The sequence below is a fragment of the Candidatus Wallbacteria bacterium genome (assembly GCA_028687545.1).
Taxonomy (GTDB): Bacteria; Muiribacteriota; JAQTZZ01; order JAQTZZ01; family JAQTZZ01; genus JAQTZZ01.
Genome location: JAQTZZ010000071.1, coordinates 1 through 17,786, shown reverse-complemented (window position 1 = coordinate 17,786; position 17,786 = coordinate 1). Strand labels below are relative to the sequence as shown.

Here is a 17,786-nt window from a genome sequence, read left to right as displayed (position 1 = left end):
CTTTGCATGAACCCCAGGGAGATCCGCCAAAAAAATGGGATACCAACGATGAAATCGAGCTTTCCAAAGATCAGCTGGTGGACGGCAAGTATCAGGTGCTGGACACCACTGAATGGAATCACTGGATAGCTCAGCCGATACCAGTGGACTGCACCCTGAATTTCAAATCCAAACCGGATTTCGGCGCAGGATCGCAGTTCATTGTCCGCGATTTCCGCTCAGGCGCGACCCGCAGAATGGAGAAACTGAGCCATGACAGCACGGTTTACGACGGGAAAATGTTCCGCCCTGAAGGAATCGTGGAATGCACCATGCCCGAAGACCTGAGTTTTACAGTCGCCAATCCGGGCTGCCTCCTCACCGAACGAGGCCTGAAAATCGACCGTTCCAGCTATCAGGACTGCCGGAGCTTCGTGCCGCCTACTGCCCTGGGAATAGTTACCCGTGACGGGATCACTGTCGGGAACGGAACAGTCAGGGCAGGGATCTGCTCGAAATCAGGAATCCGCATGAGTACCAGGCTGGTAGGCAACCTGGTGGTCGAAGAGATCCACAAGGAAGATATTTCAGGCCGGCTGATCTTTGATCACATACTCCGCCGCCTCAGTGAAGAGGGATACGGCAATGACACCGCGAAGCAGGCCTGCTTCGTGATGACCATCAGCCCGATCCCTCAGGAATTTTTCGACTGGAATAATTTGAAGTAAAAATCCGGATTTCGAGTATAATTAAATTGGTGATTCCTGGATTCCAGCTTCAGGGAAGGAAGTCATGAAAAAAACAATACTGGCAATACTGACAATCGGATTCCTCTTCAGCGTCTCGCCGATACTCAAGCCCATGGGAGCTGTTGCGGACGATTCAGTTTATCTGCCTAAGACCGAAGACCGTGGAAAGCACGATGGCTTCGCGCCTTTGAAACTTGAAAATCTGATCCAGGACTATCTCGAAGGCAGAGGTAATCCGGAGCTGCTGCGCACCTCCTTCCGTGCCCTTAAACTGAGCGGAAGCGGTCTGCTTCAAAAAGTGAAGCAGTTCATCAACGAAAAATATTACCAGTCATCTCCTGAGCGTTCCCTGGAACTTTTGTCGCTGATCTCTGAAGTGGAATCTGAAAACTGATCTTATAGGTTCGAGGATCGAGGTACGAGGTTCGAGAAGTACAGTACCCCGTTCCCCGTACCTCGGACCCCGAACCAATAAATTATGGAAGCAGTTCATCGACCCAGTCATGCTGGAGAATCAGTCCCCGGCCGTCAGGGAAAATCGACAGATTCAGGTCTTTACAGACTGCAAAAGTCTGAGTGCCTTCAAGAGCAGTAGAAAGGACCCTGAACGCCTGCTGGAATTCCTTGTCTGAAGCCTGATTAGCCACCTGCTCCGCGCTAAGCTCAAGCACATCCAGTTCGTGGTTTTTAAGCTTCAGCATTGCGACTGAGGGTTGTTCGAACCTGAAAATGCAGCGGCTGATTCCTGGAGATCCTTCATAATAGTCAGGGTTTGCGTCGAGCAGGATTTCTGAACTCTTCGACCAGCCTAGGAATCGATAAGGTCCAGTGCCTGTCGGCTGGTTGAAAAAGGAATTACCGGTCAGATTTTCCTTCAGTAAAAGATGAGACGGCAGCATCCCGAAGGTCCATAAAGAGGTCTCTGCGGCAGCCGGTTTGCAGTGAACCTTCAGATTATAAAGATCAATCACTTCTATGCTTTCCAGAGCAGAAGTAAGGTTTGTCAGAGAACCGGTTTCCTTGATTTTTTCCAGAGTGCAGAGCAGGTCTGAAGCAGTGAATTCCACTCCGTCATGCCAGCGGATCTCGTTTTTCAGGATGATCAGGATGCTTCTGTTTCCATCCCCAGGCAGAAATTCTTTGACCAGGTCCGGTTCTGGTCCGCTGTCACCCGGCCTGAACAATCCGTTAAAGATCAGCCGGCTCACCGCAAGCCTGGCCGGGTCAGAACTGAGAGGATTCAGAGAGTCAGGTTCGGACAGAAGATTGATCAGGAGAAAACTCCTGCCTGAGGGCTCCTGAACAGGTGATTCATGGCGGATCGGCGGATTAACCAGCGGCGGGGAAAGCTGTCCTCCGCAACCCGAAAATAAAATCGATCCGACCAGAATAATAATCAGAAGAAGCATCTTAACATGTTATCATACAAAATTCAGAATTTCCTTTACAAAACAAATTGACTTGCATCACTTTTCACCTATAATTTAAGTATCAAGGCTTCGGGGGGGAAATGCTTTTTAAATACTTGCTGCTTTCAGTTTTCCTGCTCTCGATCACGGCTTCCCAGGCTTCAGCCATCTCCTGCACCTTCAACTGGCCGCCTGACAGCCTCAGTCTCGAACCGAGCATAGTCGCTTTCATCGACGGGGCCCAGCAGTCGCTTGACATCAGCATCTATCAACTCGACAATGATGGAATAGTCAACGCCATCGTAAGCGCAGCCAAACGCCTTAGCGCTGCCAATGTCCGCCTGGTCACTGAATCCAAATACTACCACAGCGATAAATATACAGGTTATAAGACTATCGAAGCTGCAGGCGTGAAAATCATTCCTGATGATTTCGCCGATGGAACAGACCGCGGCCAGTGCCACCACAAATTCATCATCCGCGACAAATCGGCAGTACTCAGCGGTTCCACCAATTTCACAGACACCTGCACTCTCAAGAACAACAACAACATCATCATCCTGGACACTCCGGATGTAGTGCCCCTCTATCAGCAGGAATTTGACCAGATGTTCGTGGAACACAGATTTTCCATCAAGAAACATGCTTTACAGGGTACCCACGAATTCACAATCGAAGGAAAAAAAGTAGAGATCTATTTCGCGCCATACGACAAAGTCAGCGGGAAAATTCTGAATCTGCTCTCTTCAGCCGATCATTCGATACTTTTCTGCATGTTCACCTTTACAGATGAGGATATCATCAAAGTAATGATGGACAAATGCAAGGCCGGGGTGCAGGTATACGGCATCTTGGACCGCTGGCAGGCAACTTCAGGCTACAGCGCATACACTCCGTTCAAAGATGCAGGAATGAATGTAAAACTGGACATCCACAAAGGCTTCCTGCATCACAAGTTCATTGTGATCGACGCAGGCACTGATTCGGATCCCACAGTGATCACAGGCTCCTTCAACCTCACCTCCACCGCTGATTCCAATAACGATGAAAACCTGGTCGTAGTACATGACTCTGAACTCGCTCAGCAGTATATGGCCCAGGTCAGAAAAAATTTCGACGATACGACCAGCCAGATGGTCCTGAACGGTGTCCCGCAGGTTTCAAGCCACCAATCATCACTTGAATCCTCTTTGCTCATTTCCAAGGTCAGCTTCAAAGACCGTTCAGGCGACTGGATCGAACTCTATTGCCTGGACGACGGGAATTCCGGCAAGGGGATGGAGATCGGGAATTATTATCTGGAAAGCGACTCTGTACTGAAAGTGATTCCACCGGCTGCCAGGATCAGGACCGGTGAATTCCTGATCGTAACCCAGGGAGACAGCCGGATCGATGAAACGGCTTCCAGGAACGGTGTTTTACGCCTATTTGCCCAGAAGTTCAAGCTTACAGCCACTGACGAACAGATTCTTCTCAGGAATCAGAAAGGTGAGATTGTAGACGCAGTCTGCTGGACCAATCACGATGGAAAATTTCCCAGAGGTGAAGACAAGGATCTGCAGAAAATCGTAAACAACGGACAGTGGAAGTCTGCAGCCGAAAACGCGGGTGTGGACTCTTCCAAGGTACCTGCAGACTACATTATCACAAGGGATTCCTCTTTCCTGGACACTAACACGGCTGATGACTGGATCATTACCAGGGAGGCTGCCCAGGGCAGAACATTTCCCGGAGCATCAGTCTCAGGGGAAACACTGAACAAAATCCTCAATCATTGATTGCCTGTTCATTTTCCGATAAGATTAGTTATCTTGTTTGTAAAAAGGCCTCATGCTGAAAAAGCATTTTATCCAGATTTTTATCGTGGCAGCCGGATTCTCTGTTTTGACCATCCTGCTGATTTACTTTTCCAGTCTGAGATCCTTTTTTTTCACTGGATTGATCATCACAATCATGATTTCCGCCGCCACGCTGACAATTTCCTGGCTGCTCTGCAGGAACCGGAATCCGTTCAGGGAACTGATGACAGGAATCTCGGAACTTGCCAAGGGTAATCTTGATTATCAGTTCCCGGTAAATCAGAGCCACGAAACCCTGGAACTTGCTACAAACATCAACCGGATGACATTGAATCTCAAGCAGAAATTGAATACAATCATCACTTCAAACCATGAACTTGACTTGAAGAATCGGGCCATGCAATGCCTGATCCAGGTCAATCAGGCCATCATCAATATTCCTGACATGAGTCAGCTTTTGACCAAGATCCTGGAAATTCTGGCTGAAGCTGTTAACTGTGAGCATGCCTCGCTGATGCTCCTGGAAGGACGCAGCCTGAAAGCCAAGGTGGTTTACTGGAAAGACCGGATCATTGAAATAGAGGAATGGATCACTTTCCCGGTCGGAGAGGGGATTGCCGGAAAATCACTGGAACTGAATGAACCGCTGCTGGTCAAGGACGTGGAAAAGAGCGACTATTTCATCCCTTACCAGAAACTTAATCTGAACTCAGGCCTGCGGAACATGATCTGCCTGCCGCTGTGCGTGGACAATCAGCCGATCGGGGTGATCAATCTTCTCAATAAAAAGAACGGGTTCTTCAATTCAGACCTGAAACTGGGCATGGCGCTGGCCGGTGAGGTGGCGGTCGCTTTCAAGAACAAGCAGCTCTATGAGCTGTCCATCACAGACGGCTTGACCGGGGTTTTCATCAGGCGCTACTTCCAGGTGCGGCTGAATGAAGAGGTCTTCCATGCCAAACGCTACAAAACCGACCTTTCGATGATCATGCTTGACATAGACCATTTCAAGAGCTTCAACGATACTTATGGCCATCAGGTCGGGGACGCAGTGCTGCGCCATGTGGCAAAAACCACGGCAGGAGTAATCAGGAAGGAAATCGATTTCGTGGCCAGATACGGGGGCGAGGAATTCGCAGTCGTCTGTCCGGGAACACCCTATGAAGGTGCCCTGAAGCTGGCGGAGCGCATCCGCAAAACCATCGAAGACAATCCTCTGAACCACGAAAAAAAGCCGCTCAAGGTCACCTGCAGCCTCGGTGTCTCACATCTGATCAGGGAGATGGGAGTTGAGCGTTTCATTGAGATCGCGGATCAGGCTCTATACAAGGCAAAAGAAACAGGCAGGAACAGGGTGTGCTGAAGTCGACGAAAATCACTGAATTCCGGCAAAGCCTCCTGATTGCACTTTACAGAAAAGGGGGCGATTCATCAAATGTTTGAATTCATGAGACGCATTTCGGAAGACTCACCAGTTCAACCGGCAGTAAAATTGAACAGAATAAAATGGAGTTACGCTCTGGAATATGGATTACCTGCAGGTTTGATCGGTTTTGCATTTCTTGGGACAATCTTATTAGCATACATAGTAGAATACCCAAAATACGTCAATCTTTACTGGATTATCGTGCAGTTTTTTTTATGGCTCACGAGTTCCATATTAGGGATACGGTTTTTTTTATCTTTAGAGATCAGAAATAAAATTCTCGGAGCTCTTGTCGGAGGCGCATTGGGAGCCGGCATCTGCATTTTCATCATCCTGCTCCATGATGGGAATGTTCACTTTGCTCATCACATGCTTAGACTTGCGATTCTCATGAGCCTCAGTGGTTTTTATGTTGGAGCGTTAGTAGGCTACGACCTGACTGATTATCTCCGCAAGCATCAGGAAAGGCATCTGCATGACGCTTGACAAACTTCAGTTTCAGCCTAAGTCACAATCTCTGTCAGGAATTGTCAATCTGGTAAAATGATGCAGTATCCGCAGGCTGGATTGAATCTGTAATGATTTGATGTGCCTGTCTTCTCGATGAAGCGTTCGTTGTTTCCTGGAAACAGGATTTTCCGCAGCCTGGCAATGGTCATCCTGTAAAATCCTTCGTCTCCGACCGGGTCATAGGAGCGATTCCAGACTAACGGGAAAATCTCTTTAGGAGCCATGATGCGTCCTGGCGAACGGACAAGCTCGCGCAGCAGCTTCACCATGGTCTGCCGATGGAAAAATTGGACTTCCCTGCCGTCCACGAATAGCTTTTTGCCCCTGAAGTCGACCAGGATCCCGTATTCCCCGGCTTTACCGGCCAGGTTTTCGGCATCTTTCTTTCCCATGCTTTCCAGGCCGGTTTCGCGGAGGACATTGATCCTGCCTTTGCGTTTTTCCAGCTCCTGCATCAGCCAGGCATTATTCTTTTCCACTGTCTCTCTCGTGGAAGGAGTGAAATCCTCCAGGTCTTCCATGAACCGGGCTCTATAAATCTCAGCTTCTTTTTCGCGGCCGGACAGACGGGAGGCCAGGTTGAGCAGAAAATTGAAGTTGGTCAGGTAATGAGGGCATCTGCCGCCTTTCGACGCTTCGACCTGATGAAGTCTTTCATAAGCTTCCGCATTTTTTCCCTGGATGATAAGCAGTTCGCAATACAGGCAGGTATTGAACACTCTGGAGGCGATTTCCTCGTTCTTTTCGACCAGTTCCATGGATTTCTGGAAATTCCGCAGCGCTTCGGTCTCGTCGCCGCAGCGCAGCCAGATATTGCCAAGCTTTCCGTATTCATCGGCCATTCCGACAGCCAGTCCGGCGTTTTTGAAGCATTCGATCGCCTTCAGTTGCCAGGCGATGGCGTCCCTGTATTCGCCGCACCTGATCCCGGATTCGGCCAGCATGGAGAATGCCATCCCTCTCTGATGCGGGGTGGAGCAGTCGCCGTAGATGTCCAGAATCTGCCGGGCCATTGCCCGGGTTTCTTCTATTCTGTTCTGGGAGAGCAGGTTGATGGCCTTGCCTGTCAGGGCTGAAGGGATGCTGGACCTCATGCCGAGCCTCAGAAATTCTTCCAGGCATTCATCGATCAGGGAAATGGCCTTGTCAGTCCTGCCCCGGAAATATTCCACCTGAGACCTGGAGTAGTTGAACCAGGCCTTGAGCACCGGATAATCCTGAAGCTCAGGCAGAACGGCAATTGCGTTCAGTTCTTCCTCCGCCTTTTCCTGCTGGCCGAGAAAGAACCTGCACATGCTCATTCTCAGCAGGAGGAGCAGACTTCGCTGCGGGCTCAGATCCCGCTTCCTGCATTTTTCAAACAGTTCGATGGCCCTGGCTCCATTGTCCCTCATGTATTCCAGTGTGCCTTCCAGATAATGCCTGGCGCTTCCCACGATCGCAGCAAGTCCTGCCGCTGCTTCCTCAAACCTGCAGAGAATGATCAGCTGCTCCACCAGGGCCTCGTTCAATTCCTGGAGCCTGTATCTGCCGCCTTCCATCTCTTTCTGCAGAAGATGGACTACGTCCCTGACGTTGTTCTGATAGTAACGGTTGAGTTCGGCCAGTTCCAGCAGGGTGTCAACTGCACGCTTACGCACAGCTGCGCTGGAGTAGTGATAGTATGTTTCAAGCAGATTTTCCGGATCGCCAGGCAGGCCTTTTTTCAGGCATTCCGCTGCTTTCAGATGCAGACTTCTCAGTGCCTTCTCATCTGTCAGTCTCATCACGAAATTCTTCACCACCTGCGGAACCGCGATCCTGCCCTGCATGTCCGTATCTGCGAGGCATGAGTCTGCCAGGCTCGCTATGACTGTACCGGCCCTGTCTCCTGCCAGACTGCGGACAATCTCCCTGTCTACAGGCTTACGCAGTATGCTCAGGATGCGCAGGGTTTCCCTGAACTCTTCGGGCTGCTGCCGCCAGATCGACTGGTCCAGGTACTGGTCAGTGAATTCGCTGATCATTTTCCCTGCCTCCAGTTCAGCGACCGTGATCCTGCCGGTCAGCAGCATGCCGCAGATGATTTTCACTGAAAACGGATGCCCTGCAGTATGCCTGAAAACCGCTTTTTTCAGGGCCTGGTCAGGAGGATCTGCGTCATGGAATGAAAAGAGAGACTCAGTCATCGCGCCTGTCTCAGCCTCGCTGAGTCCCTGCAGATTGTACTGGTAGATGTCTGCAGCCAGGGCTGCATCCAGTTCCGGCCGTTTCCTGGTGAAGAACACGGCCCTGCCAGAAACAAGCCTTGTGGCATATCCAAAAACCGGGAGTGTTTCCCGGCTTTCGATCAGATGAAAATCGTCCATGATCAGAGTGATCTGCTCGGCATCCAGAAGTTGTAAGGCTGTTTCCAGATTCTGGTTCGAGTCGCCCTGTTTTCTGCCGGTCAATACTGAAATGGATTTCGAGAGTTCTGCCTGCAGATCTTGGGCAGTCGAATTCTCCAGGCAGCACAGGCGGATCGCCTTTGCGCCTGAATCCTGGATTTTCCGATACAGCGCGTCTGCCAGCCAGGACTTGCCGATGCCCGCCATGCCGACTATGACCGTGCAGCCCGTGCCTGCGATCTTTTTTAACAGGAATTCGATTTCCCCGATTCTGTCAGCAGGTTTTTTGATTGCCATGAAAAAATGGTATCAAAGATTTGTTTTTGTTTAAAGTAAAAAGGCCTCTCCGATGAAGGAAAGGCCTTTTGCTAAGATCAGTTGATCTGTTTTATTTCACCAGGCAGCCTTCGCTGCAGGTGATCCAGTATTTCTCGCCGGTAACGGTCATGATCTGCACTGCACTGCCTTCTGCTGCCACCACAGTGACGGTCGTGCCATTGTCGAGGGTGGCGACTGCGGCGGCCGCATTGGCGCTGGAAGCTGAGTTGGCGTTCATATAGGCCGGGGCAGCGCAGTTTACGGTCCAGGTATTCCTGTTCCGGTTGTTTTCGCCGAGCTGTTCGATGGTCAGGTCCGGGTTTTCCTGCATTTCGTTTTTCACGTTGTAGACCTGATTGGCATCGATATCTGCAGAGCCGGAATATTTGCTGATTTCTTCGTAAAGCGCATCCCAGGCTGCATCTGATCCGTTAAACCAGCCGGTGACTATCTTAGCCGGAAGATTCGGGTAGCTGCTGTCTTTCTTTGTAGCCACGCAGCGATACTTGAGGCAGGGTGTGAGATCGTCACTGTAGATCCATACTCTGTCATGACCCGGGCAGTTGATCAGGTATGAAGCGTCCTTCAGTTCCAGCACTGTCACTTTCGTGCCTCTGGCGAGTTTGTCGATGGCTGCCCATTCCTTGACCATGTTGCAGGCTGCGAAATCGTCGTAGACCAGTGCTCCATCATTGCAGACCAGCGCTTGCTTGAAATTGACGCTTTCCGCCGAGGCTGCGCCATGCAGCATCAGTGCCAGTGCCAGTGTCATGATTCCCTTTGCGATTCCTCTGAGTCCCTTCATTCCGATCCTCCTGTAGTTTTTTTGATTTTTCTGCGGTTTCACCGCTTGTTTTCTTAAAGCAACTATAGTCGGATTTTGCTTCTGGTCACGAATCATCGCGTATCATGGCGTATCATTGTAACTTGTACCGGGTCTATACATTTGACAAAATGTCTTTTCAGCAATTAATAAAAAAGGCCTCACCTCTAAGGGAAAGGCCTTTTTCTTTCTACTGCAGTTTCCTGGATCTCAGTCCTCCATAAGCTCCGGATGATCCAGGAGTTCCTGCATCAGGCTGTCGATCTGTCCTGTATACACCAGGCCGTCCGGGTCGTGATGAATCACTTCCGCGTTGTCCAGGTATTCGACCCAGAGCCGGTCAGGATATCTGACGATCACCTTTCTATACAGAATCTTGATGCCAGCCTTACTGAAACCTGTCTTGTCGGCAACGATGGTGGCAAGCGCATCCTTACTTGTCTGCAGTCTTGAGATGAACCTGATGATTATCTTCTGCTGTTCGACACTGATCTGCTCACCGCTTACTTCCTGCTGCTCTTTCCACTTGTAGTCCATTTCTGCCCCGTTGTAGGTGAATCCGATAATGTATTCGATGCTGGTTGTTCCGCCGGCTTTTGCCATGAGCAGATCAGCTCTTTTGCAGTTGATGTTTTCAGCAGAAGCTGCTGCGCAGGACAGCATGAAAACTGTTACAGCCATAATGTTTACAGCCAAACCCTTTGTCCACTTCATTCAGTCCTCCTGTGTTTTCACCGGATTCTTCCGGTTTTTCTTAATGCAAGAATATCCGGAAATTCTCCTTTGAATAGTGAATCTGTGTGAAAAAATTGAGGGCTGCGCAAGTTTCAGTTCAGAAAAGCATTGAGCAGCATTTCTGAGATCTGCATCACCGTATCCGGCGATTCTGAAAGGTCTTTATGAAAGTAAAACTCAAAACTGTCGATGATCTGGACCTGGATTGCTGGGGTCGAGCGCATGATCTTCAGGCAGGCGAAAATCTCGGTGAGGAATGGATTAGATGCTGTTTCAGGCTGCCCTGCAGCGATCAGACCAGCAGGGTAGAGTGCGGAAAGCGTTTTTCCGGCTTTTGAGATGAAAAAGCCAGCCTCATGCTTGAGATTTTCCAGCTCTTCCCTGGCCTTTTTCCGGAAATTCGGGACATGCACCCTGTCGAGTAGGAATTTTTCAAGGTTTTGGGCGTGCATTTTAGCTATTTTTCTCAGATTGAGAAAAATCGAGATCGCAGCGATCAAAATCAATTCCGGAATCAGCAGACTCCAGCATAACTCCTCACCGGGATAAGTTGGTGGTACAATTGATGAAGTGAAACTTGTTAACATTGCAGTCATTACTAATACAAATGGTGCAAGGACGACACCTCCTAAAAAAAGCACGATTGACAGCCAGATTTTCATTTGGAAGCTGTAAGGATCATTTCGTTCCATTGAAAAGTATCGTTTTCCGGATTCGTCCTCAAGAAGATTGAAACATGTCCAGCCAAAAGCTAAAAGGGAAAGGTTTGCAACTGCAGGATGATCAGTCAACATTGACACAAGAGCATATAAAAAACAGCCCAGTGATGTGCATAATCCGATGTAATAACCAGCCTTGATGCGCTGAATTACTAAAATTCCTGCCAGCATTGCTGAAATAAAGATCTGATACTTGAGTTCACCTTGGGAATAGTTCAATCCGATCCATATCCAGAACACTCCGAGCAGGTTGACGAAAACCGGAACCAGTATATCAGTGATTCTTCTTTTCATGGTCTTATGATAAAGGCTCTTTTAGGCTGGTCTGAGGCATTGGAGAATGATAACAGATAAAGTGAATTGTTGAAACGCTGCCTTTCCATGAGTCATATTGACTCACTTCATTTACTGTCATTATTCCCTGGCTTATTATGACAGTGAACTGTCATAATAAAGTTCAGGCCATACACACCACGATTGCGCATCATGGAATCTTTACATTTTTACGAGTCGGAACTTTAGTAATATTGTTTCAGGGTTCAATCGTTCAGCCAGAGGGCTGAAATCAGAGCCGGATTTTATAATGACAGTAGTGCAAATGGTTCGAAATGAGAGTAGACGATTGAAAAAAGGGCTGCCCTTTTGGGACAGCCCTTTTGGTTTCAGGAAGTCGGTATTTTACTGCATCTGCAGGGCTTTGATATACATGTATCCGCTTCTGCCGTCAGGGATTGTCACTTTGCACCAGTCTGCCTGCTGGCCAACGATTGATACTGTCGTCCCTTTTCCGACCGGGGTGATCACCTGGTAGTTGAGGCCAGGGCCCTGACGGAGATTGGCGCCCCCGTTGCAGCAGACGATTGCCGTCTTGCCGGTTTCGCCGCCATTGTTGTTATTGTCAACGCCAGTGTTGCCGCCCGCATACTGGACAGCGATGTTCCGCTTGCCGATGCCTGACACGCCGTACCTGATCCTGGCCAGGCCGCGCTCGCCCCAGTTTGTGCCCCAGGAGTTCTTGATGGTCCAGGTACCTGTGGAATCGTCCTAGCCACAGATCACGATGGCGTGCATGTCACCTGAAGTGGCTTCGTGGTTGAACACGCCGCCTGAATAGTACTTGAAACAGTCGTCCACCAGGATTTCTGTATAGACCGGCCCGAACTTCATGATCGCCTGCTTGATGGAATTCGTATCAGCCGGAACGCCGAACCAGCGCTTGATCCTGCAGTACCTGTTCTCATTGGCGCAGGCCATCGATGTGGCGCGATATGGCACGTCCCGCTCCAGGGCCAGACCCTTCTGCTGGACCATGTTCAGCGATGTGTAGTTGCCGCCGTTGCAGGCGTAACCGCTTGGGTTGCAGGCAATCAGGTCCTGCTCAGACAGGTCGACGCTTTGTTTTTCGTTGATCAGGCAGGCTGACTCCACGACCGCCACGCAGGCGAAGGCCCAGCAGGAGCCGCAGTTGCCCTGATGCCTGATCGGAGTAACGCCACCCCGCTCGGCCCAGTTGAAGCGGGAAAGAAGCTGGCCGCGGTCCCTGAACTGCAGCATCGGGACCGGGTCGCTGCTCTCGATCACGCCGCAGAGATTGGCAGGGTCGATCTCATCTGAGATCACATCCCTGTCTATCGTGAACAGGGCATGTTCCAGCAGAAGCAGCGCGAGTACGTGCCTGAACTGCTCGTCCTTCAGTTTTTTGAACAGGAGCAGCCTGTCGCTGAGCACTCCTTCGGCATGAATCTGAACCGATAAAATCAGAGCCATCATCAGTCCCAGCAGTCCTCTTTTCACGTTTCCCCCTTATCTTTTTTCTTAAAGCAACTATAGCCAAAAACTACTCCAAGTCACGAATCATCACATATCATGACGTATCATGAGAAATAAATGGTCTGATTACGCGATTCAGCGAGCAAAGGCTGTGAAGGAATTCAAATTACGAAAAGATAATCGGGGCTGAGATAGCCCTGATCCATTGTTTTCATCGCTTCTCGAGCTGAGCATCAGTGATATCCGGGTATTTCCCTTCGAACAGCACGAAATTCAGCGGATAGCGGGGCCGCACAGGCGGGTTTTCGTCCGGATATCCCATCACAAGCTGCACGAGTGGAAAAACCCTGTCATCAAACATGAAGAGAGAAACCAATATGCTGCTGAATATATAGTATTCCTCATTAATAAAAATGCCAGCAACCCTGTTGCCATGCCATTCCAATAACAAATGAATAAAACTTTTCTAAAGACAGAGAGATTTTTTTTCTTTCTTCTCAGGGTTTTGATTTTCCATATTCTTGATTCCCCTGCTTTCTGAATTCTGGATGATTACACAAATTATAATTTATGTGAATGAGACTGGCAAACGACATCATCTGACTGAAAATGGTAAAATAAGATAAAAGTAAGAAACTGTATGAAAATGAGGGAAAGTTTTGCCTGATTTTTTTAACCTTTACTCCCCAGTTTACGACCCCTTCATGCGCCTTTACGGCCTGTACAGGCCTGGACTGATCCGGAAATCGCTGAAGCCGAAAAATACGGATCTTGTTCTGGATCTGGGCGGAGGTACTGGCTTTATTGCAGAGAAGCTGAAATCCCTGGTAAAGGACGTCATAGTTTCCGATCGATCCTTAGGAATGCTGAAAATCATCCGAAACATCAGAAAAATGGACAGACTGCCCGGATTCTATCGCACTCTGGGAGGCTGCAGATGAACAACTCCAATATCCCGTCATTCCAGCTGAAGCTGGTATCCATCCTATCCTCCGAATCCTGGCAAAGCCTATTCATCGCGCTGTTCAACGCCTTATTCTCCATAGTCGTCGCCTGCTTTCTGAGCCGGACAGAATTGCTGGCTATAATCAAGGATCCGGTCTTTCCTCTTCTGATAATTCTGGCCTTCATCGCAGTCAGGATCATGTTTATCCTGAAAATCCGGAGCCCTCTGGCAGCCTTCCTGGCTGGCGGCCTGCTGCTCAATCTGCTGGCCTACGCCTTTTTCCGATATCTCCTCCCTGCAGCATATCAGTTTTTATATCAGTCCAGCATCTGGGACCATCAGGGATTCGGTTTTCACATTGCCCAGCTGTTCTTCATGCTGGGAGGGCTCTGGAGTGCCAGAATAGCGCTCGTTAATTCGATTCCCGAGGACTTTGCGAAAGGCACGCAGACTCAGTGCCAGCTGAGACTCTCTCTTATTACTACTATTTTCACAGGTTCGATCATCCTCTCACTTTTATTTCTGGCATACAATTCCTGGTATTTCATCCTGCTGCCAATGGATGCGGGATTTCCCTTCGATTTTTTCCTGGTGCTGCCGACAGTCTTCATTGCCACTTTCTTTTTCCTGAAGTTGAAACTCCAGGGCCTTGTCCAGATCTTCATGGTAAACGGCCTGCTTGGCGCTCTTACAGGTCTACTTTTTTTCAACCTGCTCTATTGCAGGCTTGCAGACATGGTCTTCAATTTCGAACGCATCTGCCTGCGCTGCCTGCCGTTTGAAATCACCTTCCTGATCGAATACGGGACAGTGGCATCTTTTATTCTGATGGGAATTTCGGGGATTGTGATAACGAGGTATTTGAGTAAAACGGAGAAAAATGCAGAAAATGTCTGAAATAAGCGTAATGATTTCAATATCCATTACGAATCCCATGGCTCAGGGCCTCCGCTTTTATACCTGCATGGATGGAATGGCAGTTCCGATGGATTCAGAAGGCATCTGCTGCCGCTTCTGCGAAGAAGAAAAAAAGTTGCACCAGGACCCGCCACAAATCATTGACTCGTACAACATTTGGCTGCACACCACAAAATTTGTCAATGTCAAACGATTACTCACTCACCGTGAAACCTTGAAGCCGCATTTTTCGAGCTTGTCCAGCATTTCACCGAGGTCGGATTGCCAGAGCCCGAGCTTGCGCGAGATATGCTCTGACCAGCTGTAATTATCGAATGTGTATTTCTCTTGCATGCCTTTTCCGACAGGGATCATGTAATTGATTTTTTGATAATAATCCTGGCTGAGATAGCCCTGATCCATTGTTTTCATCGCTTCTTCGAGCTGAGCATCAGTGATATCCGGGTATTTCCCTTCGAACAGCACGAAATTCAGTGGATAGCGGGGCCGCACAGGCGGATTTTCGTCCGGATATCCCATCACAAGCTGCACGAGCGGGAAAACCCTGTCAGGCAGGCTGTATTCTTCCCTGATTTTAAGAGCCAGATACGGCGCAGCGCCAAGGTAGCAGCTGCCCAGGCCCAGGCTCTCGCCTGCTGTCACCATGTTTTCAGCCATGTAAGCCGCATCCTGCAGGCCGAGCAGCAGGAGCGAAAGGTCGTTTTGAACAGTCTGCCAGCCGCGCTTAGCCATGATCAGCTCGAATTTGTGCAGGTCTATGCAGATCGTGAACAGCCAGGGAGCCCGGAACTGAATCTTCTCCCGCTCACGAGTCAGGAGCACACTGTAAACCTGGTAGGCGAAAGGCGCTTGCTGGCCTGCCCTGACTACTGCTTCCAGCAGATCGTCTGGAGGCACTCCATCTTTATATTTACGGATGGATTTGCGATTCATCAGACAGTCGATCACTGGGTTCATATTACCTCCGGCAAGCTCTGGATACTCATTATACAATCCTTTCAGATCGATTGGAAACACCTGTAAAACAGAGTACATAAGACAGTTATTTTCTGTTATCATATCAGAAATAAAATCCAACGGGGGATTCGATGAATAAATTCATACTTTGTCTGCTTTTCATACTGGTCGGACTGGCTGCAGTTCAGGCCGGAGATATTAAAAAAAAGGAGAAAGTAGACGCGGTTTACATCCCTTATGACAATCTCCAGAAGGTGTTTTCTTCTGAAAACAAGGGAGTTTTCATTCCATACCAGGAATTCATCAAACTCTGGCTGGCCGGCCAGACCCAGGAAGTGGCTGAAACTAATCCGCCTGTTGAAGCTGCAGTTTCAGAAGCAAGATACGAGGGGAAAATCTCAGGTTCTCAAGCTGAGTTCACAGGCAGCCTGACAGTGCGGGTTCTGAAAAAAGGCTACAGCAGGTTGCCGCTTGGTTTTAAAAATACCGCCATCACAGAGATCACGGATAAAAACCATAAAATGCTTCTCAGCACTGATGAAGGAAGCCCGCTGGCCGTCTTTCCAGAACCGGGAATTTATGAACTGTCCCTGAAATTCGTAACCAGGATCAGCAAAGACCAGGACGGATTCCGTCTTGATTTTCAGGTGCCTGGAGCCGGTGTTTCCAGACTGGAACTGACAGTCCCTGAACCGAACCTGGAATTCGAGCTCACACCTCTTTGCACCGGCAGCACGAAACACAATGCCGGCACGAGCGTTTTTACGGCTTTCCTCGGTTCAGACAGTTCCGTAAATCTCAAATGGCGCTCCACTTCGGTTGAATCAGTGCAGGCCGCTTTTTCCTCAGAAGAACTGCGCAGGATTTATCTTACGCCGGACTCTGTGCAGTCTGTTTCCACTTTCAACATCAGGCTGCAGCAGGGCGGAATCGACAGGCTGCTGCTGGAAATTCCTGGAGAATACAGCGTAATCTCGCTCAAGGGAGAATCTGTGGCATCCCAGAAACTGGAGCAGACCGGCGGAAAGAACATGCTGGAGATCAGCCTCTTTTCAAAGATGGACAAGGATTTCAGCCTGGTGCTGGAAACCGAACTCAAATCTGGAGATGGAATTCAGGTGCTGCCGATCAGCGTGAAAAACGCCAGCCGGAGCGAAGGAAGGATCCTGATTTTCCGGAATCGAGAGACTGCCTGCAGCGTTGAATCAAGGGAACATCTTTTTCAGATCGATGCTGAAGGGGATGAATCAGGATTCATCTGCAGTTACTGCTATAGATTTTCTTCAGGAGATTATAACCTGAAACTGTTAAGGAGCAGAATTCTACCGCAATTTTCAGCCGGCCAAACCATCAATATCAGGATCGGCGAAAATGAAACTCTGATCGAGGACTGCATCAAGCTTACTGTAAAGAGCTCCGGGGTTTTCAGCGTAAACTGCATCTTTCCTTCCAGTCTTGCTGTGACTGCCGTCGAACCTGAGGACTGCATCGAAGACTGGCAGATTGTGGAAAGCGGCAAAAATACTGCTGAAATCAGGATCAATTTCAAAGAAAAGGCACAGGACTCCAAAGACTTTATCCTGAAATTCCATCAGGATTTCAAAGCAGGCATTAGTTCATACAGCATCCCTGATCTGCATGTATGCTCAGCCTCAACGGATTCCGGCTATATCACAGTCTCAGCGCCTCTCTGCATCATGCTCAACACCAGAAATCTGACCGCCCTTGTCCCTTGCGATCTGAAAATTGAGGAAGGAGATACGGAAAACGAAGAGCAGGACCTTCAGAACGAATCCAGTTCAGATACCGCACTCGGCTTCAGATTTTACTCTCATCCCTACTCAGGTACACTGGACCTGACGACCAGATCATCCTCAGTCAGCGTGGAAAATCATCTCTCAGTCAGCCTGGATCCGAATCAGTGCTCTCTCAAAGGCCTGCTTTCATACAATATCCAGTATGCCGGCATCACAACCCTGGAAATAGCAGTCCCATCCGGATCTGCAGAAAACCTGCATCTGGACGGGAATTTCATCAATGAAAAAAAAGTGAATCCGAATGATGAATCCGGCACGATTCTACTGATACTCCAGCACCCTGTGTCAGGTGTATATGAATTGTCATACAGCCTCGATCTTCCCCTCAAACTCAAGGAAACTGCTGAGCTGGAGATTCCCCTGATCCGCACCAGCGGGACTTTTTCAGAGACAGGATTCATCGGCCTCTCCAAGGATCCTGTCCTGCAGGTGGAATGCCTGAAACACCCGGAAGAGATCGAGGTCAAAGAGCTCAAGAATCCGCTGTTTGCCGGGCAGAGCGTTTTTTCAGCCTACAAATGGGATAATCCAGATGCACAACT

16 protein-coding genes and 1 pseudogene are annotated in these 17,786 nt (G+C 49.2%); 8 read left to right on the top strand and 9 right to left on the bottom strand.

Annotated features, from left to right (window positions below; all coding sequences use genetic code 11):
* On the top strand, window positions 1–707 hold a 707-nt coding region (locus PHW04_17840), incomplete at its 5' end, for a hypothetical protein (GenBank protein MDD2717752.1).
* Window positions 708–771: 64 nt separating this feature from the next.
* Window positions 772–1,122: a hypothetical protein gene (locus PHW04_17835; GenBank protein ID MDD2717751.1), complete on the top strand. Its 351-nt coding sequence runs from the start codon at window positions 772–774 to the stop codon at window positions 1,120–1,122.
* An 82-nt stretch (window positions 1,123–1,204) separates the two neighbouring features.
* Here the strand turns inward: PHW04_17835 and PHW04_17830 are convergent, their stop codons facing one another.
* A complete protein-coding gene (locus PHW04_17830) occupies window positions 1,205–2,137 on the bottom strand; it encodes an ABC transporter substrate-binding protein (GenBank protein ID MDD2717750.1) in 933 nt (310 codons plus the stop codon).
* Window positions 2,138–2,238: 101 nt separating this feature from the next.
* Here PHW04_17830 and PHW04_17825 point away from each other — a divergent pair, with 101 nt between their 5' ends.
* From PHW04_17825 to PHW04_17815, 3 genes are all read left to right on the top strand, one after another.
* Window positions 2,239–3,915 carry a phospholipase D-like domain-containing protein gene (locus tag PHW04_17825; GenBank protein ID MDD2717749.1) on the top strand — a complete coding sequence of 559 codons (1,677 nt, stop codon included), beginning with the start codon at window positions 2,239–2,241 and terminating at the stop codon, window positions 3,913–3,915.
* A gap of 52 nt (window positions 3,916–3,967) precedes the next feature.
* Window positions 3,968–5,299 (top strand): diguanylate cyclase, encoded by a 1,332-nt coding sequence (locus tag PHW04_17820; GenBank protein MDD2717748.1) that lies wholly within the window; start codon window positions 3,968–3,970, stop codon window positions 5,297–5,299.
* A gap of 129 nt (window positions 5,300–5,428) precedes the next feature.
* Complete coding sequence (locus PHW04_17815; protein ID MDD2717747.1) at window positions 5,429–5,848, top strand: hypothetical protein; 420 nt, start codon at window positions 5,429–5,431, stop codon at window positions 5,846–5,848.
* Between the two features lie 44 nt (window positions 5,849–5,892).
* Here PHW04_17815 and PHW04_17810 read toward each other — a convergent pair whose 3' ends face one another.
* The 7 genes and pseudogenes from PHW04_17810 to PHW04_17780 all read right to left on the bottom strand — a co-directional run bounded on the left by PHW04_17810 (window position 5,893) and on the right by PHW04_17780 (window position 12,967).
* Window positions 5,893–8,538, bottom strand: a complete 2,646-nt coding sequence (locus tag PHW04_17810; GenBank protein MDD2717746.1) for an AAA family ATPase — start codon at window positions 8,536–8,538, stop codon at window positions 5,893–5,895.
* A gap of 91 nt (window positions 8,539–8,629) precedes the next feature.
* Window positions 8,630–9,364 carry a hypothetical protein gene (locus tag PHW04_17805; protein ID MDD2717745.1) on the bottom strand — a complete coding sequence of 245 codons (735 nt, stop codon included), beginning with the start codon at window positions 9,362–9,364 and terminating at the stop codon, window positions 8,630–8,632.
* Window positions 9,365–9,592: 228 nt separating this feature from the next.
* Window positions 9,593–10,096: a hypothetical protein gene (locus PHW04_17800; GenBank protein MDD2717744.1), complete on the bottom strand. Its 504-nt coding sequence runs from the start codon at window positions 10,094–10,096 to the stop codon at window positions 9,593–9,595.
* A 113-nt stretch (window positions 10,097–10,209) separates the two neighbouring features.
* The gene (locus PHW04_17795) at window positions 10,210–11,130 is read right to left on the bottom strand and encodes a hypothetical protein (GenBank protein ID MDD2717743.1); all 921 of its coding nucleotides are present in this window, start codon (window positions 11,128–11,130) and stop codon (window positions 10,210–10,212) included.
* A gap of 384 nt (window positions 11,131–11,514) precedes the next feature.
* Window positions 11,515–11,796 (bottom strand): SH3 domain-containing protein, encoded by a 282-nt coding sequence (locus PHW04_17790; protein MDD2717742.1) that lies wholly within the window; start codon window positions 11,794–11,796, stop codon window positions 11,515–11,517.
* Window positions 11,797–12,390 (bottom strand): annotated as a pseudogene (locus PHW04_17785) (C1 family peptidase).
* A gap of 427 nt (window positions 12,391–12,817) precedes the next feature.
* The gene (locus tag PHW04_17780; GenBank protein ID MDD2717741.1) at window positions 12,818–12,967 is read right to left on the bottom strand and encodes a hypothetical protein; all 150 of its coding nucleotides are present in this window, start codon (window positions 12,965–12,967) and stop codon (window positions 12,818–12,820) included.
* Between the two features lie 298 nt (window positions 12,968–13,265).
* On the opposite strand from PHW04_17780, the gene PHW04_17775 reads away from it, so the two are divergent.
* Both PHW04_17775 and PHW04_17770 read left to right on the top strand, forming a co-directional pair.
* Window positions 13,266–13,547, top strand: coding sequence for a hypothetical protein (locus PHW04_17775; protein MDD2717740.1), 282 nt, complete (start codon window positions 13,266–13,268; stop codon window positions 13,545–13,547).
* The gene (locus tag PHW04_17770) at window positions 13,544–14,449 is read left to right on the top strand and encodes a hypothetical protein (protein MDD2717739.1); all 906 of its coding nucleotides are present in this window, start codon (window positions 13,544–13,546) and stop codon (window positions 14,447–14,449) included. Before PHW04_17775 ends, PHW04_17770 begins: the two co-directional genes overlap by 4 nt.
* Window positions 14,450–14,671: 222 nt before the next feature.
* On the opposite strand, the gene PHW04_17765 is transcribed toward PHW04_17770, so the two are convergent.
* The gene (locus tag PHW04_17765; GenBank protein ID MDD2717738.1) at window positions 14,672–15,427 is read right to left on the bottom strand and encodes a nitroreductase family protein; all 756 of its coding nucleotides are present in this window, start codon (window positions 15,425–15,427) and stop codon (window positions 14,672–14,674) included.
* Window positions 15,428–15,558: 131 nt separating this feature from the next.
* On the opposite strand from PHW04_17765, the gene PHW04_17760 reads away from it, so the two are divergent.
* Window positions 15,559–17,786 (top strand): hypothetical protein (locus tag PHW04_17760; protein ID MDD2717737.1); only part of this gene is annotated, 2,228 nt, incomplete at its 3' end.